Annotated in this window: 20 protein-coding genes; 2 read left to right on the top strand and 18 right to left on the bottom strand. The window is 58.9% G+C overall.

Annotation, left to right across the window (positions count from 1 at the left end; all coding sequences use genetic code 11):
• Window positions 1–75: 75 nt before the first annotated feature.
• The 7 genes from ACNY69_RS12720 to ACNY69_RS12690 form a co-directional block, all read right to left on the bottom strand.
• Window positions 76–411, bottom strand: a complete 336-nt coding sequence (locus ACNY69_RS12720; RefSeq protein WP_418798568.1) for a zinc ribbon domain-containing protein YjdM — start codon at window positions 409–411, stop codon at window positions 76–78.
• Between the two features lie 80 nt (window positions 412–491).
• Window positions 492–1,574, bottom strand: coding sequence for a lytic murein transglycosylase B (mltB, locus tag ACNY69_RS12715; protein WP_111141439.1), 1,083 nt, complete (start codon window positions 1,572–1,574; stop codon window positions 492–494).
• Window positions 1,575–1,723: 149 nt separating this feature from the next.
• Window positions 1,724–2,401, bottom strand: a complete 678-nt coding sequence (gene narI / locus ACNY69_RS12710; protein ID WP_111141440.1) for a respiratory nitrate reductase subunit gamma — start codon at window positions 2,399–2,401, stop codon at window positions 1,724–1,726.
• Complete coding sequence (gene narJ / locus ACNY69_RS12705) at window positions 2,398–3,126, bottom strand: nitrate reductase molybdenum cofactor assembly chaperone (RefSeq protein ID WP_111141441.1); 729 nt, start codon at window positions 3,124–3,126, stop codon at window positions 2,398–2,400. Before narJ ends, narI begins: the two co-directional genes overlap by 4 nt.
• Window positions 3,123–4,667, bottom strand: a complete 1,545-nt coding sequence (gene narH / locus ACNY69_RS12700) for a nitrate reductase subunit beta (RefSeq protein WP_111141442.1) — start codon at window positions 4,665–4,667, stop codon at window positions 3,123–3,125. The genes narJ and narH overlap by 4 nt, the downstream gene beginning before the upstream one ends.
• Complete coding sequence (locus tag ACNY69_RS12695; protein WP_418798565.1) at window positions 4,664–8,425, bottom strand: nitrate reductase subunit alpha; 3,762 nt, start codon at window positions 8,423–8,425, stop codon at window positions 4,664–4,666. The genes narH and ACNY69_RS12695 overlap by 4 nt, the downstream gene beginning before the upstream one ends.
• 101 nt (window positions 8,426–8,526) lie before the next feature.
• On the bottom strand, window positions 8,527–9,918 hold the full coding sequence (locus tag ACNY69_RS12690) for a NarK family nitrate/nitrite MFS transporter (RefSeq protein ID WP_418798562.1): 1,392 nt from the start codon (window positions 9,916–9,918) through the stop codon (window positions 8,527–8,529).
• Between the two features lie 316 nt (window positions 9,919–10,234).
• Here ACNY69_RS12690 and narL point away from each other — a divergent pair, with 316 nt between their 5' ends.
• The gene (gene narL / locus ACNY69_RS12685; RefSeq protein WP_293770337.1) at window positions 10,235–10,882 is read left to right on the top strand and encodes a two-component system response regulator NarL; all 648 of its coding nucleotides are present in this window, start codon (window positions 10,235–10,237) and stop codon (window positions 10,880–10,882) included.
• Between the two features lie 308 nt (window positions 10,883–11,190).
• On the top strand, window positions 11,191–13,752 hold the full coding sequence (gene mutS, locus ACNY69_RS12680) for a DNA mismatch repair protein MutS (protein ID WP_111142181.1): 2,562 nt from the start codon (window positions 11,191–11,193) through the stop codon (window positions 13,750–13,752).
• Between the two features lie 140 nt (window positions 13,753–13,892).
• On the opposite strand, the gene rpoS is transcribed toward mutS, so the two are convergent.
• From rpoS to cysN, 11 genes are all read right to left on the bottom strand, one after another.
• Window positions 13,893–14,885: an RNA polymerase sigma factor RpoS gene (gene rpoS / locus ACNY69_RS12675; RefSeq protein WP_009086923.1), complete on the bottom strand. Its 993-nt coding sequence runs from the start codon at window positions 14,883–14,885 to the stop codon at window positions 13,893–13,895.
• Window positions 14,886–14,942: 57 nt separating this feature from the next.
• Entirely contained in the window at window positions 14,943–16,043 is a 1,101-nt protein-coding gene (nlpD, locus tag ACNY69_RS12670) for a murein hydrolase activator NlpD (RefSeq protein WP_111142180.1), read from the bottom strand.
• 162 nt (window positions 16,044–16,205) lie between these two features.
• Window positions 16,206–16,832: a protein-L-isoaspartate(D-aspartate) O-methyltransferase gene (locus tag ACNY69_RS12665; RefSeq protein WP_293770342.1), complete on the bottom strand. Its 627-nt coding sequence runs from the start codon at window positions 16,830–16,832 to the stop codon at window positions 16,206–16,208.
• On the bottom strand, window positions 16,826–17,587 hold the full coding sequence (surE, locus tag ACNY69_RS12660) for a 5'/3'-nucleotidase SurE (RefSeq protein WP_367395787.1): 762 nt from the start codon (window positions 17,585–17,587) through the stop codon (window positions 16,826–16,828). Before surE ends, ACNY69_RS12665 begins: the two co-directional genes overlap by 7 nt.
• A gap of 191 nt (window positions 17,588–17,778) precedes the next feature.
• Window positions 17,779–18,819 (bottom strand): tRNA pseudouridine(13) synthase TruD, encoded by a 1,041-nt coding sequence (gene truD / locus ACNY69_RS12655; protein WP_111141647.1) that lies wholly within the window; start codon window positions 18,817–18,819, stop codon window positions 17,779–17,781.
• Window positions 18,816–19,298: a 2-C-methyl-D-erythritol 2,4-cyclodiphosphate synthase gene (gene ispF, locus ACNY69_RS12650; RefSeq protein ID WP_293770465.1), complete on the bottom strand. Its 483-nt coding sequence runs from the start codon at window positions 19,296–19,298 to the stop codon at window positions 18,816–18,818. Before ispF ends, truD begins: the two co-directional genes overlap by 4 nt.
• Window positions 19,298–20,014 carry a 2-C-methyl-D-erythritol 4-phosphate cytidylyltransferase gene (ispD, locus tag ACNY69_RS12645; protein WP_111141645.1) on the bottom strand — a complete coding sequence of 239 codons (717 nt, stop codon included), beginning with the start codon at window positions 20,012–20,014 and terminating at the stop codon, window positions 19,298–19,300. The genes ispF and ispD overlap by 1 nt, the downstream gene beginning before the upstream one ends.
• Before the next feature lie 3 nt (window positions 20,015–20,017).
• Entirely contained in the window at window positions 20,018–20,335 is a 318-nt protein-coding gene (gene ftsB / locus ACNY69_RS12640; RefSeq protein WP_111141653.1) for a cell division protein FtsB, read from the bottom strand.
• A gap of 176 nt (window positions 20,336–20,511) precedes the next feature.
• Window positions 20,512–20,832: a DUF3561 family protein gene (locus ACNY69_RS12635; protein ID WP_128085829.1), complete on the bottom strand. Its 321-nt coding sequence runs from the start codon at window positions 20,830–20,832 to the stop codon at window positions 20,512–20,514.
• A gap of 54 nt (window positions 20,833–20,886) precedes the next feature.
• Window positions 20,887–21,492, bottom strand: a complete 606-nt coding sequence (gene cysC, locus ACNY69_RS12630; RefSeq protein WP_293770349.1) for an adenylyl-sulfate kinase — start codon at window positions 21,490–21,492, stop codon at window positions 20,887–20,889.
• Complete coding sequence (cysN, locus tag ACNY69_RS12625; RefSeq protein WP_418798555.1) at window positions 21,492–22,919, bottom strand: sulfate adenylyltransferase subunit CysN; 1,428 nt, start codon at window positions 22,917–22,919, stop codon at window positions 21,492–21,494. Before cysN ends, cysC begins: the two co-directional genes overlap by 1 nt.
• Window positions 22,920–22,926: the final 7 nt, after the last annotated feature.

Here is a 22,926-nt window from a genome sequence, read left to right as displayed (position 1 = left end):
GGGCTGCACGGCAGGCGGGATGACTGGAACTAAAACCGTACTGAACACAGCGGGCGCGTCCCTGCCCCCCCGATCTCAGTTCTTTTTCACAAACTCAGACTTCAGTTTCATCGGGCCAAAACCGTCGATTTTACAATCGATGTTGTGATCGCCTTCGACCAGACGAATACTTTTCACTTTGGTGCCAATCTTCAGCGATGAGGAGCTGCCCTTCACCTTGAGATCTTTAATCACCGTTACGCTGTCGCCATCTGCCAGCAGATTGCCGTTGGCATCACGCACTTCCGGTGTGGCGTTGCTGTTATCGCCTTCTCCCTCGGTCCAGATATGACCGCAGGAGGGGCAGTTAAGGTTATCGCCATCTTGCCAGGTGTAATCGGCGTGACAGGCTGGGCAGGCAGGTAAAGACATAACGACTCCGGAAGTATCAGCGGCGCGGTGGCCTGAAAAAGGGCGTCATCATATAACCTTACAGTTAATAAGGACAGCCTTTATAACAGACCGCCCTGCCGTGCCTTGCTCACCGCCTCGCCCAGCTGCCACACCGCCATCGCATAATGGGTGCTGTGGTTGTAGCGGGTGATCACGTAGAAATTGGGTAAGCCGTACCAGTACTGATAGCTGGTGCCCAGATCGAGGCGCAGCAGGCTGACCTGATCGTTTCCATCCAGCGAACCCTGCGGTGACAGGCCGGAAGCCGCCAGCATGCTCACGCTGTAGCGGGTTTTAAAGCCATCTTCCAGCATCGGCGCCTGGCCGCTGGCCGGAACCGCCACATTTTCGCCGCTGCGCCAGCCATGCTTCTGGAAGTAGTGCGCCACACTGCCAATGGCGTCCACCGGATCCCACAGGTTGGCATGACCGTCGCCGTTGAAATCAACCGCATAGTCATTGTAGGAAGAGGGCATAAACTGACCGTAGCCCATTGCCCCGGCAAACGAGCCTTTCAGCGCCAGCGGATCATCCTGCTCTTTACGCGACATCAGCAGAAAGGTCTCCAGCTCGCTGCTGAAGTAGGCGGCGCGGCGCGGATAGTTAAACGATAAGGTCGCCAGCGCATCCAGAATGCGGGTTTTGCCCATCACACGACCCCAGCGGGTTTCCACGCCGATGATGCCGACAATAATTTCCGGCGGTACCCCATAGACCTGCTGCGCGCGTTGCAGCGCATCCTGATACTGATTCCAGAATGCCACGCCGTTCTGCACGTTGTCCGGGGTGATGAACTTGTTGCGATAGCGGATCCAGGCGCCGTTAGGACCCGGCGCAGGCGTGTAGCTCGGCGCCTGACGATCCATCAGCCGCAGCACGTAATCCAGTCGTTTTGCCTGCCCGATGATGTTGTGCAGCTGCTGACGATCAAAGTCATGCTTCTCCACCATCTTATCGATGAACTGTTCGGCTGCCGGATTACCGGCGAAGTCACCAGACATCGCCTGTCCGCTGTGCGCCGGCTGCAGTAAAAAACCGCCCTGCGGTGCAGGCAGCATCTTCTGCTGTGAAGGAACTTCAGGTTTGCTGCTGCAGGAAGCCAGAAGCGGAATAAACGCAAGAAGGGCTAACTTGAAACGCATCGGTTATCCATAAACGAGGGGTGAATTCAGATGCGCTAATAGTAGACGTTCAGGACCATGACATACAGGTCAAAATCTTAAAAAAACGTCAATGAGGGGAGCGGTCACGATGGCCGCGGGGGAGGGTTTTTCCCGCGGCCAGGCTGCGTTTAGCGGCGGTTTCGCACCAGCTGATAGCGGCGGGTCAGATACTCAACCGGCGCGCTCCAGATGTGCACCAGGCGGCAGAACGGAAAGAGCAGGAACAGCGTCATTCCCAGCACCATGTGGATGCGATAGATCAGCGCCACCCCGTCCAGATGCTGAGACGCACCCGCGTGGAACGTCACCACCGCCTGCGCCCAGCCCACCAGCTTCATCATTTCACTGCCGTCCGGATGCTGAGCGGAAAAAGGGATGGTCAGCAGGCCCAGCGTGGCCTGCGCCACCAGCAGTGTGATGATCAGAATGTCACCGACGCTGCTGGTGGCGCGCACCCGGGGATTGGTCAGCCGGCGCTTCAGCAGCAGCGCCCCACCCGCCAGGGTCATTGCACCGAACAGGCCACCGGCGATCATCGCCAGCTTCTGCTTCACATCGATCGGCAGAAAGGATTCATACATCCAGTGCGGCGTCAGCATCCCGACGGCATGACCAAAGAAGATACCGATGATGCCGATGTGGAAGAGGTTGGAGGCGAGGCGCATCCCCTTCTTGTCCAGCATCTGGCTGGAACCGGCGCGCCAGCTGTACTGCCCGTAGTCATAGCGCAGCCAGCTTCCCACCAGGAAGACCGTCCCGGCGAGATAGGGGTAAATATCGAAGAAGAAGGTGTTGATAAAATTCATGCTGATTCTCCAGTGGTACGCGCCGTGGCCGCGGCGATATCCAGATACTGCGGCGTGACCGCAGCGGCGAAGCGACGCTGATGCATCGCCTGCTGCGCCGGGACACAGCCCTGTTCGCCGAGAAATTTAATCTGCTCCTCTTCCCAGACGGCATCGAGCGCCGCCGGGGTGTCGTCGCGTGCCTCCTGCGCTACCTGCGGTTTCAGCGCCGCAGCATCCACTGCGCTGCCGGAGAGCGCCAGCAATGCCGCGAAAAGGTCGGCGTAAGGACTCTGTCGCGCCTCAAGGCGGGCGGTCAGCAGTGCCAGAATCGGTACGATGTCATCCAGCCCCTGACGGGCGTCCTCATCGCTTTTGCAGGCGAGATACTCAAGGTAAAGCGGCAGATAGTCGGGCAGCTCTTTGCTGTCCAGCTCCAGACCGTCGGCGCGATACTGTTCCAGCAGATCGACCATCGCCTGACCGCGGTCGCGTGACTCCCCGTGCACATGTTCAAACAGCAGCAGCGAGGTGGCGCGGCCGCGATCGAACAGTTCGCAGTAGTCAGCCTGCACGTCGAGCAGAGGCCGGGCGCAGAGCTGCTGAATAAAGTCTGCCAGCCGTGCGCGCTGCGGCTCGCTGAGTTCGCAGGCGCTATCCAGCGCCTCCGTCAGGTCGCGGGCGTGGGTAAAGAGCGCCTCGTCCGGGTAGTCGAGCAGGCGCGACACAATACGCAGCGTGATCATGAGGCATCCTCCGGGCGCGTCGTCTTCTTACCGATGTCGATAGCATCAATACGGCGGCTGTTGAACAGGTTAAATTTGCTGTCGCTGCCGCGGCAGCCATCGCCAAAGCTGAAGCCGCAGCCCTTGCTTTCCGGGAAGGCTTCGCCTGCCAGTTCGCGATGGCTGGAGGGCACCACAAAGCGATCCTCATAGTTTGCGATCGCCAGATAGCGGTACATCTCCTGCGCCTGTGCTTCGGTCAGGCCGACCTGCTCCAGCGCCCGGATATCCCGCTCTCCCTCCACGCTTTCCGCGCGCTTGTAGTGACGCATCGCCAGCATCCGCTTCAGCGCCATCAGCACCGGCGCGGTGTCACCGGCGGTCAGCAGATTCGCCAGATACTCAACCGGAATCCGCAGGCTTTCTACATCCGGCAGCACGCCGGTGTGCGCCAGCGCGCCGCCATCTGCCGCCGACTGAATCGGTGACAACGGGGGCACATACCAGACCATCGGCAGCGTACGGTATTCAGGATGCAGCGGCAGCGCCAGCTTCCACTCCATCGCCATTTTGTAGACCGGCGAGCGTTGCGCCGCATCGATCACGCTCTGCGCGACGCCATCTTTCAGCGCCTGGGCGATCACCACCGGATCGTTGGGATCAAGGAAGATATCCAGCTGGCTCTGATAGAGATCCTTCTCGTTTTTCGCAGCGGCCGCCTGTTCGATCCGGTCGGCGTCATAAAGCAGCACACCGAGATAACGGATCCGGCCGACACAGGTTTCCGAGCAGACGGTGGGCTGACCCGCCTCGATACGCGGATAACAGAAAATACATTTTTCTGATTTGCCGCTTTTCCAGTTGAAGTAGATTTTCTTGTAGGGACAGCCGGTCAGGCACATCCGCCAGCCGCGACATTTATCCTGATCGATCAGTACGATGCCATCTTCGCCGCGCTTGTAGATTGCGCCGCTCGGACAGGTCGCCACGCACGCCGGGTTAAGACAGTGCTCACACAGGCGCGGCAGATACATCATGAAGGTGTGCTCGAACTGGCCGTAGATCTCCTTCTGGATGTTGTCGAAATTCCTGTCCTGCGAGCGCTTGGCAAACTCGCCGCCGAGGATCTCTTCCCAGTTCGGGCCGTTTTCGATTTTTTTCATCCGCTGACCGGTGATCAGCGAGCGCGGGCGGGCGATCGGCTGATGTTTACCGGCGGGCGCTGTGTGCAGATGCTGGTAGTCAAAATCAAAGGGTTCGTAGTAGTCATCCAGCGCAGGCACGTCAGGGTTGGCGAAGATCTTCGACAGCAGGCCGACGCGGCTGCCCATGCGCGGCTCCAGCCTGCCGTTGATCTTACGGATCCAGCCGCCCTTCCACTTCTGCTGATCTTCCCAGGCGTGCGGATAGCCGACGCCCGGCTTGCTTTCCACATTGTTAAACCAGGCATATTCCATGCCTTCACGACTGGTCCAGACATTTTTACAGGTCACCGAGCAGGTGTGGCAGCCGATACATTTGTCGAGGTTCAGCACCATGCCGACCTGTGAACGAATTTTCATGGTTTTACCTCCTGCTGGCTGCCCTGGCAGGCATCGTTGCCCTCGCCATCTAACCAGTTAACGTTGTTCATTTTTCTTACCACCACAAACTCATCGCGGTTAGAGCCGACGGTGCCGTAGTAGTTAAAGCCCCAGGAGAGCTGCGCGTAGCCGCCGATCATATGCGTCGGTTTCGGGCAGGTACGCGTCACCGAGTTATGGATCCCGCCGCGCTGACTGGTGATCTCCGAACCGGGAATATTCACGATGCGCTCCTGCGCGTGATACATCATGGTCATCCCGGCCGGAATACGCTGGCTCACCACCGCGCGGGCGGTCAGCGCCCCGTTGGCGTTGAACGCCTCGATCCAGTCGTTGTCCGCAATGCCCAGTTCGCGGGCGTCATCTTCACTCATCCAGACGATCGGTCCGCCGCGCGACAGCGTCAGCATCAGCAGGTTGTCGCTGTAGGTTGAGTGAATGCCCCACTTCTGGTGTGGCGTCAGGAAGTTCAGCGCTTTCTCCGGGTTACCGTTGGGTTTGCTGTTCAGTAACGGTTTCGCCGCGCGGGTATCGACAGGCGGACGATAGACCATCAGGCTCTCGCCAAAGGCGCGCATCCACTCATGATCCTGATAGAGCTGCTGACGGCCGCTCAGCGTACGCCACGGGATCAGCTCATGGACGTTGGTGTAGCAGGCGTTATAGGAGACATGCTCATCTTCCAGACCAGACCAGGTCGGGCTGGAGATAATTTTGCGCGGCTGCGCCTGGATGTCGCGGAAGCGGATCTTCTCATCTTCCTTGTTCAGCGCCAGATGGGTGTGATCGCGGCCGGTGATCTCGCCCAGCGCCTGCCAGGCTTTTACCGCCACCTGCCCATTGGTTTCCGGGGCCAGCGCCAGAATCACCTCTGCCGCATCAATTGCCGTGTCGATATTGGGCTGACCCGCTGCCGGGCCTGCCGCTTTGACATAATTGAGCTGCTTGAGGAAATCGACCTCTTTGCAGGTGTTCCAGCTGATACCTTTGCCGCCGTTACCCTGGGTTTCCAGCAGGGGTCCCAGGGAGGTGAAGCGTTCCCAGGTCGCCGGATAGTCGCGCTCCACCACCATGATGTGTGGTGCGGTTTTGCCGGGGATCAGGTCACACTCGCCCTTTTTCCACTCTTTTGCGTCAAACGGCTGCGCCAGCTCCGCAGGCGAGTCATGCAATACCGGCAGCGTGACGACATCGGTTTCCACCCCCAGATGGCCCGGGCAGAGATCGGAGAACGCTCTGGCGATGCCTTTATAGATCTCCCAGTCACTTTTCGACTCCCACGCCGGATCAACAGCGGCTGACAGCGGATGAATAAACGGATGCATGTCCGAAGTATTCATGTCGTCCTTTTCATACCAGGTCGCAGTGGGCAGCACGACATCGGAGTAGAGGCAGGTACTCGACATACGGAAGTCGAGGGTGACCACCAGATCGAGTTTGCCTTCGGCCCCCTGCTCCTGCCACTCCACCTCTTCCGGCTTCTCGCGGCCCTGCTGGCCTAAGTCTTTACCCTGAATGCCATTTTCAGTGCCCAGCAGATACTTCAGCATGTACTCATGGCCTTTACCTGACGAGCCAAGCAGGTTGGAGCGCCAGACAAACAGGTTACGCGGGAAGTTCTGTGGATCGTCCGGCTGCTCGGCCGCAAAACGTACGGTGCCCTGCTTCAGGCTCTCTACGGTGTACGCCAGCGGCGACTGTCCGGCCGCTTTCGCCCGTGCCGCGATGTGCAGCGGGTTGACGTTAAGCTGTGGCGCGGAGGGCAGCCAGCCCATGCGTTCGGAACGAACGTTGAAGTCGATCAGGCTGCCGGTGTAGCGGCGCTTATCCGCCAGCGGTGACAGCAGCTCCTCTGTCGCCAGGGTTTCATAGCGCCACTGGCTGGAGTGGTTATAGAAGAAGGAGGTGCTGTTCATCTGGCGCGGCGGACGCTGCCAGTCGAGGCCAAAGGCCAGCGGCGTCCAGCCGGTCTGCGGACGCAGTTTCTCCTGGCCGACATAGTGCGCCCAGCCACCGCCGCTCTGACCGACACAGCCGCAGAAGATCAGCATGTTCATCAGGCCACGGTAGTTCATGTCCATGTGATACCAGTGGTTCATACCGGCACCGACAATGATCATCGAACGACCGCGGGTCTTTTCGGCGTTTTCGGCGAATTCGCGGGCAATGCGGATAATGTTCTGACGGGAGACGCCGGTGATCTGCTCGGCCCAGGCCGGGGTATAGGCCTTGATCTCATCGTAGCTCTGCGCGCAGCTGGCATCCTCCAGGCCGCGATCCAGGCCGTAGTTCGCCAGCGTCAGGTCGTAGACGCTGGTGACCAGCGCCTCACTGCCATCCGCCAGCTGCAGCCGTTTCACCGGCAGCTTATGCCGCAGAATCTCATCCAGGGCAACGCTGTTGAAATGCTCGCGGGTGATGCCGCCAAAGTAGGGGAAACCGACCTCAACCACCTCGTCGTGGCTGCCGAGCAGGCTGAGCTGCAGCTCCACTTCCTGCTGTGTCAGGCCATCGCGCTGCTCCAGATTCCATTTGCCCTTCTCGCCCCAGCGGAAGCCGATAGAGCCCTGCGGCGCAACCAGTTCACCGGTCGCCTGGTTCAGCGCCACGGTTTTCCATTCCGGGTTATTTTCCTGACCGAGTCCATCCACCAGATCGCTGGCGCGCAGCTGACGGCCTGCGGCATAGTAGCCTCCCTCACGCGGCTCCAGCAGCACCAGCATCGGCATGTCGGTATAGCGGCGCACGTAGTCGCGGAAATAGGTGACTTCACGGTCAAGATGAAACTCTTTCAGCATGACGTGGCCCATTGCCAGCGCCATCGCGCTGTCGGTGCCCTGCTTCGGATTCAGCCACTGGTCACACAGCTTGGCGACTTCGGCATAGTCCGGCGTGACCGCCACAGTTTTGGTGCCTTTGTAGCGCACCTCCGTAAAGAAGTGCGCATCCGGGGTACGGGTCTGCGGCACGTTTGAACCCCAGGCCATGATATAGGAGGAGTTATACCAGTCGGCCGACTCCGGCACGTCGGTCTGCTCACCCCAGGTCATGGGTGACGCAGGTGGCAGATCGCAATACCAGTCGTAGAAGCTCAGGCAGGTGCCGCCAATCAGAGAGAGATAGCGCGCGCCCGCGGCGTAAGAGACCATCGACATCGCCGGGATGGGCGAAAAGCCCATGATGCGGTCCGGGCCAAAGGTCTTCGCGGTGCAGATGTTGGCGGCGGCGATCATCTCGTTGACCTCCTGCCAGCTGGAGCGGACAAAGCCTCCGCGTCCCCGCGCCTGTTTGTAGCTGCGGGCTTTCTCCGGGTTGCTGATGATGGACGCCCAGGCGTCAACCGGATCGTGGTGCTGCGCTTTTGCTTCCCGCCATAGCTGGATTAGCTTCTTACGCATCAGCGGATATTTCAGGCGGTTCGCGCTGTAGAGATACCAGGAGTAGCTGGCTCCGCGTGGACAGCCACGGGGTTCATGATTGGGCAGATCGGGCCGGGTGCGCGGATAGTCGGTCTGCTGGGTCTCCCAGGTGACCAGTCCGTTTTTCACATAGATTTTCCAGCTGCATGAGCCGGTGCAGTTCACGCCGTGGGTTGAGCGCACGATTTTATCGTGCTGCCAGCGGCTGCGGTAACCCTCTTCCCAGTCGCGGTTACTGTTGAGCGTCTGGCCGTGCTGGCCGGAAAAGGGCTCGGCCAGCTGTTTGAAATAACGAAATCGATCAAGAAACTTGCTCATCCGGAATACTCCTGAAGGCCTGGTATGACATTGCTGACTCTGTATCTGTCGCGACACAGAAAGGAAAATGGTGCCGGTGCGCCACACCGGCCTTGTTGTTATCAGGCGCGCGCTTTTCGCCCGTAAACCAGCCAGGTCACCGCGATGCAGCAGAGATAGAAGACCAGGAAGATTTTCATTGCGCCGGCAGGTGAGCCGGTCATAGCGAGCGACAGGCCAAAGGTCTGCGGGATAAAGAAGCCGCCCAGCGCACCGATCGCAGAGATAAAGCCCAGCGCCGCCGAGGTCTCGGTTGCCGCTTCACGCTGAGCCAGCGCATCGTCACCGCCTTCGGCTTTGATGCGTTCCAGCGTCAGTTTGCGGAAGATGACCGCAATCATCTGATAGGTAGAGCCGCTGCCCAGACCGGAGGTCAGGAACAGGCCCATAAAAATGGCGAAAAAGGCGATGAACGAGCCTTCGTGTCCGTCACCCGGCAGCGTCAGGAACAGCAGCGCGGCAAACAGCGCCATCAGCACGTAGTTGATCAGGGTGACGCGCGTACCACCAAAACGGTCAGAAATGATGCCGCCTGCGGAACGCGCCAGCGCGCCGATAAACGGCCCGAAAAAGGCGTAATGCATGATCACCACGCCAGGGAACTGGGTTTTGGTCAGCATGGCAAAACCGGCAGAAAAGCCGATAAAGGATCCGAACGTCGCCAGATAGAGCAGCGCCATCACCCACAGGTGCGGCCGTTTCAGCACTGGCAGCTGTTCACGCAGCGAAGATTTCGCCGCCGCCAGATCGTTCATGCCAAACCAGGCCGCGAGTGTGCCGACCGCCAGGAACGGCACCCAGATCCAGGCGGCGTTTTCCAGCCAGATACTCTCACCGGCGACGGTAACGTGGCCTTTATCCGCAAACGCAAAAATCGCGCAGGAGATCGCCAGCGGTGCGACGAACTGCATCACGCTGACGCCGAGGTTGCCCAGCCCGCCGTTGATGCCCAGCGCGCCGCCCTGATGGGCTTTGGGGAAGAAGAAACTGATGTTACCCATGCTGGAGGCGAAGTTTGCGCCGCCGAAGCCGCACAGCAGGGCAATTACCATAAACGTTGCGAAGGAGGTCTGACTGTCCTGCACGGCGAAGCCGAGCCACAGGCAGGGGATGATCAGGATACCGGTACTGAAAGCGGTCCAGCGGCGTCCGCCGAAGATGGGAATGACGAAAGAGTAAGGCACCCGCAGCAGCGCCCCGGAGACAGAAGGCAGCGCGGTCAGCAAAAAGAGCTGTTCTGTGCTGAAGTTAAAGCCAACTTTATTCAGGTTAACCGCAACGGTGCTGAACAGCATCCAGACGCAGAAGCCCAGCAGCAGGCAGAACACAGAAATCCACAGATTACGGCTGGCGATACGTTTACCACGCGCCTGCCAGAACGCTTCATTTTCCGGCTGCCAGTCCTGAATTAAGGCGCCGCGCGTCGGGGTTTGCAAAGGGGCAGATTGGGTCATAGATCTCTCATCAGCAGAATAATAATTGTGCATATCCTGCGTATCCGTCCTGCCCGCTTGCTTGACACAAATCAACGGCAAGGCAGGTTGCCCGCGCACGGCCGCTCCGGCTCATCCCGGTTAAGTAGCGGACCGGAAAACGATAATCCTTATAAATCATAAGGTTTAAACGCACCTCTCCACCGCCCCCGCCGGGGGAGGGTCAGATGGAAATAAAGGAGTAGTCCTTTGGGGGTATGTGGCCTCCCTGCTTCCCCGTTAAAATAGGCCTCGTCGTCTGCGCGACGCTGGCGGTCTGACAGAAACAGGAGAGATTGTGACGGCTGAGAAATACACGCTCTTATTGATTGACGATCATCCCATGCTGCGTAGCGGGCTGAAGCAGCTGACGGAACTGGATCCGCGACTGCAGGTGGTGGCCGAAGCCGGTAACGGCACCGAGGGGCTGGCGCTGGCTCAGCAGCACGATCCTGACCTGATCCTGCTCGATCTCAACATGCCCGGTCTGAACGGTCTGGATGTCCTGACGCAGTTACGCGAAATGGCCCTGTCCGGTCGGGTGGTGGTGTTCAGCGTCTCAGATAACGAGGAGGATGTCGTCAGCGCACTGAAGCGCGGCGCTGACGGATATCTGCTGAAAGATATGGAGCCGGAAGCCCTGCTGAAAGCCCTGTATCAGGCGGCGGCCGGTCAGATTGTCCTGAGTGAGGCGCTGACGCCGATTCTGGTTGCCCGACTGCGTGAAGCGCAGCCTGCGCGGCCGCGCGACATCAGTCAGCTGACCCGGCGTGAACGGGACATTCTGCAACTGATCAGTGACGGGATGACGAACAAAGCCATTGCCCGCAAACTGGCGATCAGCGAAAGCACCGTCAAGGTTCACGTCAAATACCTGCTGAAGAAGATGAACCTCAAATCCCGGCTCGAAGCCGCTGTCTGGGCGTTGCAGAACGGGCTGCACTGACCAGGACCACGCCCTGAAGCAATCCTGTGGCGGTCTGGCCCGCTGAATGGCGGCATAAACCGCGAGCCGTCTCGCAGCAATCGCGCAGGGAGGTGAAAACCGCGACTTTTCTGTCGCCAGCCGCCGCCACATTTGCCAGGATGCCTGTCAGGTTTCACCCGGTCAGGATCGCAGCACCGCGTCAGGCTGGCATATGCCCTGCCCTATTCGTTATCATCGGGTCATCCTGCGCGCCGACGCTAATCCCTTTCGGTTTCATGGGCGTTGACCGCCAGAACTTTACCGCAGCAAAGATGAGTTAAAACCTTATGCAAGAGCCAACCGAAAAGGACTTTCCTTCTCATACGCCAATGATGCAGCAGTACCTGCGCCTCAAGGCAGAGCATCCTGACATTCTGCTGTTTTACCGGATGGGTGACTTCTACGAGCTGTTTTATGACGACGCTAAGCGCGCCTCACAACTGCTGGAGATCTCACTCACCAAACGCGGTGCATCCGCAGGTGAACCGATTCCGATGGCTGGTGTGCCCCATCATGCGGTTGAAGGCTATCTGGCTAAGCTGGTGCAGCTGGGTGAATCGGTTGCCATCTGCGAACAGATCGGCGATCCGGCGCTGAGCAAAGGGCCGGTTGAGCGCAAGGTGGTGCGCATCGTGACCCCCGGCACTATCAGTGATGAGGCGCTGTTGCAGGAGCGGCATGACAATCTGCTGGCGGCGATTGTGCAGAGCCCGCGCGGTTTTGGCTACGCCACTCTGGACATCAGTTCAGGCCGCTTTCGCCTGAGCGAACCCGCCGATGCCGAAACCATGGCGGCCGAGTTGCAGCGCACCAATCCCGCGGAGCTGCTCTACCCCGAAGATTTTCAGGCGATGTCACTGATCGACCAGCGACGCGGCCTGCGCCGCCGTCCGCTGTGGGAGTTTGAGATCGATACCGCGCGTCAGCAGCTTAATCTGCAGTTCGGCACCCGCGATCTTAACGGCTTCGGCGTGGAGAGTGCGCACCTGGGACTGAGCGCGGCGGGCTGCCTGTTGCAGTATGCCAAAGATACGCAGCGCACCACGCTGCCCCATATCCGCTCACTCAGCATGGAGCGGCAGCAGGACAGCATTATCATGGATGCCGCCACCCGCCGTAATCTGGAGATCACTCAGAACATGGCAGGCGGCACCGACAATACCCTGGCGGCCGTGCTGGATAAAACGGTCACGCCAATGGGAAGCCGGATGCTGAAGCGCTGGCTGCATATGCCGCTGCGTGATGTGGAGACGATAACCCAGCGCCAGGCGTCGATTGCCGAGCTGCAGAACCTCAGCGAAGCACTGCAACCGGTGCTGCGTCAGGTTGGCGACCTGGAGCGTATTCTGGCTCGTCTGGCTCTGCGCACCGCCCGCCCGCGCGATCTGGCCCGCATGCGTCACGCTTTCCAGCAATTGCCGGAACTTAACCGGCTGCTGGCCGATGTGCAGGCTCCTCTGCTGCAGAAGCTGCGTACCCGCATGGGCGAGTTTGCCGCACTGCGCGAGCTGCTGGAGCAGGCGGTTATCGAGTCACCGCCGGTGCTGATCCGCGACGGCGGCGTAATTGCCCCCGGCTACAACGCGGAGCTGGATGAGTGGCGCGCGCTGGCCGATGGTGCCACCGACTACCTCGACAGGCTGGAGGTCCGTGAGCGCGAGAAGCTGGGGCTGGATACCCTGAAGGTCGGATTTAACGGCGTACACGGCTATTACATCCAGGTCAGCCGCGGGCAGAGCCATCAGGTTCCGATGCACTATGTACGCCGTCAGACGCTGAAAAATGCCGAGCGCTACATCATTCCGGAACTCAAGGAGTATGAAGACAAAGTCCTCACCTCCAAAGGCAAAGCCCTGTCGCTGGAAAAAAGTCTCTATGAGGCGCTGTTCGACCAGCTGCTGCCCCATCTTGAAGATCTGCAGCTGAGTGCAGCGGCGCTGGCTGAGCTGGATGTGCTAAGCAACCTGGCGGAACGCGCCTGGACGCTTAACTATTGCCGTCCGGTATTACAGGATAAAGCCGGGATTAAAATCAGCGGCGGTCGCCATCCTGTGGTTGAACAGGTGCTGAAAGAGCCGTTTATTGCCAACCCGCTGTCGCTGGCGCCTCAGCGCAGGATGCTGATTATTACCGGGCCCAATATGGGCGGTAAAAGTACCTATATGCGGCAGGCGGCGCTGATTGCGCTGATGGCCTGGACGGGAAGTTTTGTGCCCGCCGATGAGGCGCTGATTGGCCCGCTGGACCGCATCTTTACCCGCGTCGGGGCGGCTGATGACCTGGCCTCCGGCCGTTCGACCTTTATGGTAGAGATGACGGAAACCGCCAACATCCTGCACAACGCCACCGAAAACAGTTTGGTGCTGATGGATGAGATTGGCCGTGGCACCTCAACCTATGACGGTCTGTCGCTGGCCTGGGCCTGCGCCGAGAACCTGGCCAACCGCATCAAGGCCATGACGCTGTTTGCTACGCACTACTTTGAGCTGACCACCCTGCCGGAAAAAATGGAGGGCGTCGTCAACGTCCATCTGGATGCCGTCGAGCATGGAGAGACGATCGCCTTTATGCACAGCGTACAGGATGGCGCGGCGAGTAAGAGCTATGGTCTGGCCGTGGCCGCGCTGGCTGGCGTGCCCAAAGAGGTGATTAAGCGGGCGCGGAACAAGCTGAAGGAGCTGGAAACGGTGTCCGGCCACGCCGCGTCCTCGACCGTGGATGGGTCTCAGCTGCCGCTGCTGGTTGAGGAGACATCGCCTGCCGTAGAGGCGCTGGAAGCACTGGACCCGGATACGCTGACACCGCGTCAGGCTCTCGACTGGATTTACCGTCTTAAGTCGCTGGTCTGACACTCTGCCGCGCCGCCATGCGGTGCGGTTCTTCCCTGCTTTCCGCCTTCCGATCACGTCTCACTTTTCCGCAGGCATAAAAAAAGCGGTGGTTTTCACCACCGCTTTTCGCGTCAGTCAGCCGAATGGCTTAGTGACGATTATTCACGAAAGAGTGCTTCAATGTTGAGGCCCTGCGCCTGCAGGATTTCGCGCAGACGGCGCAAACCTTCAACCTGAATCTGACGTACACGCTCGCGGGTTAAGCCGATTTCACGACCCACATCCTCCAGCGTTGCAGCTTCATAGCCTAACAGACCGAAGCGACGTGCCAGCACTTCACGCTGCTTGGCGTTCAGTTCGAACAGCCATTTGACGATGCTTTGTTTCATATCATCGTCCTGCGTGGTGTCTTCCGGGCCGTTGTCTTTTTCATCGGCCAGAATATCCAGCAGCGCTTTCTCAGAATCTCCGCCTAACGGCGTATCGACTGAGGTGATGCGTTCGTTGAGACGCAACATGCGGCTTACATCATCAACCGGTTTATCCAGCTGCTCAGCGATCTCTTCCGCACTCGGCTCATGGTCAAGCTTGTGGGAAAGTTCACGCGCAGTACGCAGATAAACATTCAGTTCTTTCACGATGTGAATCGGCAGACGAATGGTACGGGTTTGATTCATGATCGCCCGTTCAATAGTCTGACGAATCCACCAGGTGGCATACGTTGAAAAACGGAACCCGCGCTCCGGGTCAAATTTCTCAACGGCGCGAATCAGACCGAGGTTACCTTCTTCAATCAGGTCCAGCAGGGCTAAACCACGATTGCTGTAACGACGGGCGATTTTTACCACCAGGCGTAAGTTACTTTCAATCATACGGCGACGGGAAGGGATATCACCCCGCAATGCACGGCGAGCGAAGAACACTTCTTCCTCTGCCGTTAACAACGGAGAATAGCCAATCTCCCCAAGATAGAGCTGCGTCGCATCTAAGACACGCTGCGTCGCACCCTGTGATAGCAACTCTTCTTCCGCTACGTCGCTATCACTGGCTTCGTTTTCAACGAGAGCCTTCTCGTCAAAAATTTCAGCTCCGTTCTCATCGAATTCCGCGTTCTCATGTAACTCGTTTACTTTCAGCGTATTCTGGCTCATAAGCGGCTCCTACCCGTGATTCCAGGGCAGAACATAAAGCTGTTGTGTTCTGCCGGATTATCGCTGCGGTAAATAACGCAACGGGTTTACGGATTTCCCCTTGTAACGAATTTCAAAATGTAATCTGACTGAACTGGTTCCGGTGCTACCCATGGTAGCGATCTTTTGCCCCGCCTTAACTTCCTGTTGTTCCCGGACCAGCATTGTATCGTTGTGGGCGTAGGCGCTCAGGTAATCATCATTGTGTTTAATGATGATTAAATTACCGTAACCCCGGAGTGCGTTACCTGCGTACACCACGCGTCCTGAAGCCGTGGCAACCACAGATTGTCCGCGTGTCCCGGCGATATCGATGCCTTTATTGCCACCTTCGGCGGCAGAGAAGTTATCGATAATCTTCCCATCAGTCGGCCAGCGCCAGCTTCCGACCGGCGTTGAACTGTTGGTTGTGCTGCTAACCGTAGGGGGTGCGGTAATCACTGGAGCTGTTGTCGTTGCAACATTTGCTCCTTTCGAAGGCAACAGTTTGCTGCCACCCGAAGTTCCCGAATCATCAGAATACGTAATAACAGGTTGCTGTGCAACAGCAGGAGATTTAATTTGTGGTGCCGCCGGAACCCCGCCCTGCGTTGCATCAGCAGCGGTAATGGAATTTCCACCGGTAATCGGCTGGCCCGACCCATTTCCAATCTGTAAAGTCTGTCCGACATTCAGGCTGTATGGCGCAGGAACGTTGTTGCGCTGGGCTAAATCGCGGAAATCGTTGCCGGTAATCCAGGCAATGTAAAACAATGTGTCTCCGCGCTTAACGGTATAAGTTTCACCGGAGTAGCTACCCTTGGGAATATTCTGGTAACTGCGGTTGTACACTATACGGCCATTCTGCGTCTCAACATTATTGCTGGTACTAATCATTCCACCGCTGGCTGGGGCAGATGCTGAATTTCTGCTTAACATTTGTCCCTGAGTGGGTGCGGCAGGAATACCACCCGAAACCTGGCCTCCGCCCGACTGGCTATTCAGCATGCCGCCATCATCGCCGACGCGACTGATGGGCGCCTGAGAATTGTCGCCAGAGCTGCATCCTGCCAGCCAGAAACCTACCAGTGAAAGAGCCGCCAGACGGCGTAACTGAAAAAGTGTGCTTCCCGTGCTCATTAATCCCCCGTGATGGCAGCGCTGTTCTGTGTGTTTCACTGTACCTGCCAGCAGAATGCTCTGCATGGCGCGGTAAAATCTGCGTTTTTATTCAATAAACCGGATAGTAACAACATCAGCTACGTGGTGCCATGAAACAGTTGTGAAGAAATACGTAGAAGGTCAGGCCAGATCGCCCTGTACCAGAGGCACAAAACGCACCGGCTCGATGATCTCCTCCACGACATCTTCACCCTGACGACGCAGGCGCTTCAGTACCTGCTGATCCTCGCCAACCGGCAGCACCATAATGCCGCCTTCTGCCAGTTGTGCTATCAGCGCAATCGGAATTTCCGGCGGTGCCGCCGTGACGATAATGGCATCGAACGGGCCACGCGACGGCCAGCCCTGCCAGCCATCGCCGTGGCGGGTGGAGACATTATGCAGATCCAGCTGCTTGAGACGGCGTTTAGCCTGCCACTGCAGCCCTTTAATGCGCTCCACGGAATAGACGTGATCGACCAGATGGGCCAGAATCGCCGTCTGATAGCCGGAGCCGGTGCCAATCTCCAGCACCCGCGAATGCGGATTTAGCGCCAGCAGTGCGGTCATTCGCGCCACCATATAGGGCTGAGAAATCGTCTGTCCGGAGCCGATAGGCAGAGCAACATTGTCCCAGGCTTTGTGCTCAAACGCCTCGTCGATAAAACGCTCACGCGGCACGTCACTCATGGCCTTCAGCAGATTTTCATCGTCGATGCCCTGCTGACGCAGTTGTGACAGCAATGTCTCGATACGCCGGTTCACCATGCCAGGTTTACCTCAGCTTTGGTCAGCCAGTCGCTGAGCACATCCTGCGCGCTGTGCGCCGTTAAGTCGACGTGCAGCGCGGTGACAGACACGTAGCCCTGATCCACGGCGGCGAAATCCGTATCCGGCCCCGCATCCAGCTGTTCGCCGGGCGGGCCAATCCAGTAGAGGGTATTGCCGCGCGGATCCTGCTGGGCAATCACCTGATCGGCAGGATGACGGCTGCCGCAGCGCGTAACGCGGATGCCTTTAAGCTCTGCCAGTGGCAAATCGGGAACGTTGATATTGAGAATACGGCCCGTGCGCAGCGGTTCATGGGTCAGCGCCCTGAGGATGGCGCAGACCACCGCCGCCGCCGTCGCGTAGTGCTCGTGGCCGTTCAGCGACACCGCAATGGCCGGTAAGCCAAGATGCCGCCCCTCCATCGCGGCCGCCACCGTGCCGGAGTAGATCACATCATCACCCAGATTGGGACCGGCGTTAATGCCTGACACCACAATATCGGGACGCGGCTGCATCAGTGCATTCACCCCCAGATAGACACAATCGGTCGGCGTGCCCATCTGAACCGCGATATCGCCGTTTTCATGGGTAAAGGTGCGCAGAGGCGTTTCCAGGGTTAATGAGTTCGAGGCACCGCTTCGGTTACGATCGGGGGCAACCACCTGCACGTCAGCAATCTGCCGCAGGGCTTTCGCCAGAGTCTGAATCCCTGGCGCATGAATGCCGTCATCGTTGCTGAGCAATATCCGCATTTCGTTCTGACCTTTTTTTATTCGACTGGTCGCTGTAACTGAACCTGTCTGAACGGCATGGCGACAGGTGGGACATGGACAGCGATTTTTGCATTCTAGCGAGGCACGCGAGGAAGTGGTAGGCGTAAATCACAGGACGACGGGGGTTTGCCGCAACATTACCCACACAGCGGGTCAGGTTGCGGCAATGCTTATTCATCAGGCTGGTCGGGCGAGTCCGCGTAAGTCAGCAGTTCCCGGACAACGCTGGTGGCAAAGCTGCCGGCGGGCAGCCAGAACGCCAGCGCCAGTGTCGCCGCATCCTGCCAGTGCCACTGCATATCGCGCGGCACCACCAGCATCGCGCGGCGTGCGGCGTCCACTTTCTCGCGTTCGAGCAGTCCGGTCAGCAGCGTGGCATCCGCCAGTGCCTGCTGTTCAAAGGCCAGCGCCTCCGCCTGCGGGCCTGGCTCGCCCCGCCCCGGCAGCGGCGCGGTAATGCGCAGCTCATGCTGGTTGACCCGGCGCTGCGACTCAGCCAGCTCATCGGGCTGGGCGACAAACCAGCTGCCGCGCCCGGTCAGCTGCAGTGCATCGCCGTTGAGCACCTGAGTCAGTCCACCCTGCTGCTGCAGACGTGCGCTGGTCACCTGATTAAACAGCGCACTGCGCGCGACAGAGAGCATCAGGCTGCGTTTGTTGCGGTCGCGCAGGGTGATCTCATTGCGCGCCCACTTCTGCGCCATCGCGAGATTGTTACCACCGCGACCAAAACGCTGCTCACCGAAATAGTTCGGCACGCCCGCCGCGCAGATCTGCGCCAGCCGGGTTTCAACGGCATCACGGTCGCTGATTTCACGAATGACCAGCCGGAAGGCGTTGCCTGCCAGCGCACCGATGCGCAGCTTACGCTTGTGACGTACCGCCTGCAGAATCTCTACGCCTTCCAGCGCGAAACCGCGCAGATCGGGCATGGTATTGCCTGGCAGACGAAAACAGAGTGTCTGCTCTGTTACCGCGTGGCGGTCTTTCATTCCGGCATAGCTGAGATCGCGCGCAGGTACGCCAAGATATTTTGCCAGCGCTTCCGCCACGAAGCGGGTGTTAGCCCCCACTTTCCGGATGCGCACCAGCAGATGCTCACCTTCCCCATCCGGGCCATAACCCAGATCTTCCACCACCACAAAGTCTTCCGGCTTCGCCTTGATGACGCCAGAGGCGGCGGGCGCACCGTGCAGGTAAGTCAGATTCATTGGCTGTCTGCTTTCAACAGTAAGGCCACCGCCTCGCAGGCGATCCCTTCACCGCGCCCGGTAAAGCCCAGCTTTTCGGTGGTGGTGGCTTTCACGTTGACCGCATCCATATGGCAGCCCAGATCTTCTGCAATATTGATTCGCATCTGCGGCACATGCGGCAGCATTTTAGGTGCCTGCGCGATAATCGTGACGTCCACATTGCCGATGCGATAGCCTTTGGCTTCGATACGACGCCAGGCCTCGCGCAGCAGGCCCCGGCTGTCCGCGCCTTTAAAGGCGGGATCGGTGTCGGGAAACAGTTTGCCGATATCGCCCATCGCGACGGCCCCCAGCAGAGCGTCAGTGAGCGCATGCAGCGCCACATCACCATCCGAATGGGCGATAAAACCGTGCTCAAATGGGATCCGCACACCGCCAATCACTAACGGACCTTCTCCGCCAAAGGCGTGAACGTCAAAACCGTGACCGATACGCATCATGCGCTCTCCTTTAATTGAATCTGACTGAGATAAAATGCCGCCAGCGCCAGATCTTCTGGCCGGGTGACTTTGATGTTATCGCTGCGTCCGCTGACCAGCAGCGGATGGTAGCCACAGTACTCCAGCGCCGAGGCTTCATCGGTGATGGTGGCACCTTCGGCCAGCGCCCGCGTCAGGCAGGCGGTAAGCAGCGCATGCGGGAAGAACTGCGGCGTTAAGGCGTGCCAGAGGTCATCGCGTTCCACCGTGTGGGCGACCGCCGCTTTGCCCGGCTCGCCCCGTTTCATGGTGTCGCGCACCGGCGCGGCCAGAATGCCGCCGACGTGACTCTGCTGACGCACATTCAGCAGTTGCTGAAGATCGTCGGGATGCAGGCAGGGACGCGCGGCGTCATGGACCAGCACCCACGCGGAACCCTGAGCGGCCTGTAAGCCAGCCAGCACCGATTCAGCACGCGTCTCACCGCCCGTCACCCGGAGCACACGCGGATCCTGGGCCAGCGGCAGTGAACTGAAGTACTGATCGTCGGGGCTGAGGGCGACAATAACCTGTCGGATAGCAGGATGGGAAAACAGACGGGCAATGCTGTGTTCCAGAAGGGTGTGCTGACCAATCGTCAGATACTGCTTCGGACAGGTTGCCTGCATGCGGCTGCCGATCCCGGCAGCGGGCACCACGGCAATCACATCCGCAAGGGAGGCCAGAGTGTTCATGTTTTATCGTTGTTGGTTTTGCGCAGAGAGTTGCGCGTTGCGTTTGTTCTGGTCAGGCACCAGACGATAGAAAGTCTCACCGGGCTTAATCATGCCCAGTTCATTGCGTGCACGCTCCTCGATCGCTTCCGAGCCGCCATTGAGATCGTCAATTTCGGCAAACAGCTGATCGTTGCGCGATTTCAGTTTGGCATTGTTTGCCTGTTGCACCGCGACATCATCATTGACGCGCGTATAGTCATGGATGCCATTTTTCCCCAGCCACAACGAATATTGCAGCCAGCCCAGCAGCACCAGTAACAGTAACGTCAGTTTTCCCATCCCGCCCCCTAAAAACGGCCCAATCATCCCATAACTTTGCACAGGACTCCACACCAGCGGCGAAAATGGCGCGCTTTGCGCTGTGTCTGCGCAAAATATGAATCAGTGCCGATTCTTAGGGAAAAGATTTGTAACCTGCCGATGCGTTTGCACATCAGTGCAGGCGGAGAGAGGGCTTACCAGCCGGAGAGAAAAGAGAACATCAGCCAGAAGAGCGTCACCACGATAATCACCGTGGCGAGCGCAGCCCAGAGCCACTGACCGCTGAGCAGCGTGCTCAGTGCGATGCCCGTGACCACGGCGACCGGCAGCAGCGCCAGAAAGAATGGCCAGGTATAAAGAAAGAAAAACAGCGTGTTAGAGCCGAACAGCAGGAAAGGGATCGCCAGCGCGCACCAGTAAGCGAGAAAGCCGATCACGCCGCCCGGCAGCAATGAGCGCGGCTCATCACGGGAAGCATCATCTTTACGGGCGAGCATTGGGGTAATGTTCTGCATAGGCATCCTGTTGGAGCGAGGGCGGCAAATCAGAAGCGATCTGCCGCTGTCTCTTCAGGATCTGATGATATCGCGGTCGCGCAGCAGGTCTAACAATTGGGCCGCCAGTTTTGTAACCAATTGTTCGCCATCCAGCTGGATTTCCGGGCTGTCCGGTGCCTCGTAAACGCTGTCAATGCCGGTAAAATTACGCAGTTCACCGGCGCGCGCTTTTCGATAGAGCCCTTTGGGATCGCGCGCTTCACACACCGCCAGCGGCGTATCAACAAACACCTCGATAAACTGCCCCGGTTCCAGCAGATCGCGCACCATCTGCCGCTCGGCGCGATGCGGCGAGATAAAGGCCGTCAGCACTACCAGCCCGGCATCCACCATCAGTTTCGCCACTTCGCCGACCCGCCGGATATTCTCTTTGCGGTCATCATCGCTGAAACCGAGGTCACGGCAGAGGCCGTGACGCACGTTATCACCGTCCAGCAGATAGGTGCTGACGCCGATGCGATGCAGCGCCTGCTCCAGCGCGCCCGCAACGGTCGATTTACCCGAGCCAGACAGCCCGGTAAACCACAGCACCACCCCCTGATGGCCATGCTGCTGCTCGCGTGAGGCGCGGGTCACCGGATGATCATGCCACACCACGTTCTCATCATGCACGGCCATTACTGACCGCCCAGCAGATCACGCGCATTCCAGTGCGGGAAGTGGCGGCGCACCAGCGCATTCAGTTCCAGTTCAAAGGCGCTGAACTCACCGCTGTTAACCGGCGCATCCAGGTGCGGCTGATGGATCATGCCAGCCCCGACGGTGACGTTGCTCAGGCGATCGACAAAGATCATGCCGCCGGTTACCGGGTTCTGCTGATAGCTGTCGAGCACCATCGGCTCATCAAAGGTGATCTCAACGCGACCGATGCCGTTCAGCGGCAGCGCATCGACCTGATGCGTCTCCAGCGAGTTGATCTCAACCTGATACAGCACCTTTTCCACCCGGCCACGGCTCTTCTTACCGGCGATTTTCAGGTCGTAGCTCTGACCGGCCTGCAGCGGCTGCTCTGCCATCCAGACCACGTCAACGCTGGCCGACTGAACCGCCGTCAGCGTTTCACCAGCGTCAACCAGCAGATCGCCGCGGCTGATATCAATCTCATCCTGCAGCACCAGCGTGATCGCCTCGCCAGCGCCCGCTTCCTGCAGATCGCCATCAAAGGTGACGATGCGCGCAACGGTGGACTCGACGCCGGAAGGCAGCACTTTCACACGCTGTCCCACCTGCACGCTGCCCGACGCCAGCGTACCGGCATAGCCACGGAAATCCAGGTTCGGACGGTTGACGTACTGCACCGGGAAACGCATTGGCTGATGATCGACGACGCGCTTCAGCTCCACGGTTTCCAGCACATCCAGCAGCGTCGGGCCGCTGTACCACGGCATGGTCTGGCTGGCAGAGGCGACGTTGTCCCCTTCCAGCGCCGACATCGGCACAAAGCGGATGTCGAGATCCTCCGGCAACTGGGCCGCAAAATCGAGGTAATCCTGTTTGATCTGTTCGAAGCGTTCCTGGCTGTACTCCACCAGATCCATCTTGTTGATCGCCACGACCAGATGTTTGATCCCCAGCAGCGTCGAGATAAAGCTGTGACGGCGGGTCTGATCCAGCACGCCTTTGCGCGCGTCGATCAGCAGGATCGCCAGGTCACAGGTTGAAGCGCCGGTCGCCATGTTACGGGTGTACTGCTCGTGGCCCGGCGTGTCGGCGATGATAAATTTACGCTTTTCGGTTGAGAAGTAGCGGTAGGCCACATCGATGGTAATGCCCTGCTCACGCTCCGCCTGCAGGCCATCCACCAGCAGTGCCAGATCCAGCTTCTCACCCTGGGTGCCGTGACGCTTGCTGTCGTTGTGCAGCGAGGAGAGCTGATCTTCATAGATCTGACGGGTGTCATGCAGCAGACGACCGATCAGGGTACTTTTTCCATCGTCCACGCTGCCGCAGGTCAGAAAACGCAGCAGGCTTTTGTGTTGCTGCGCGGTCAGCCAGGCTTCAACGCCGCCCTGGTCGGCAATCTGTTGTGCAATTACGGTATTCATCTGGCGT

The sequence above is a fragment of the Pantoea graminicola genome (assembly GCF_048452665.1).
Taxonomy (GTDB): domain Bacteria; phylum Pseudomonadota; class Gammaproteobacteria; order Enterobacterales; family Enterobacteriaceae; genus Pantoea.
Note: the sequence above shows the minus strand (reverse complement) of the source record. Positions and strands in the feature narration are given on the sequence as shown.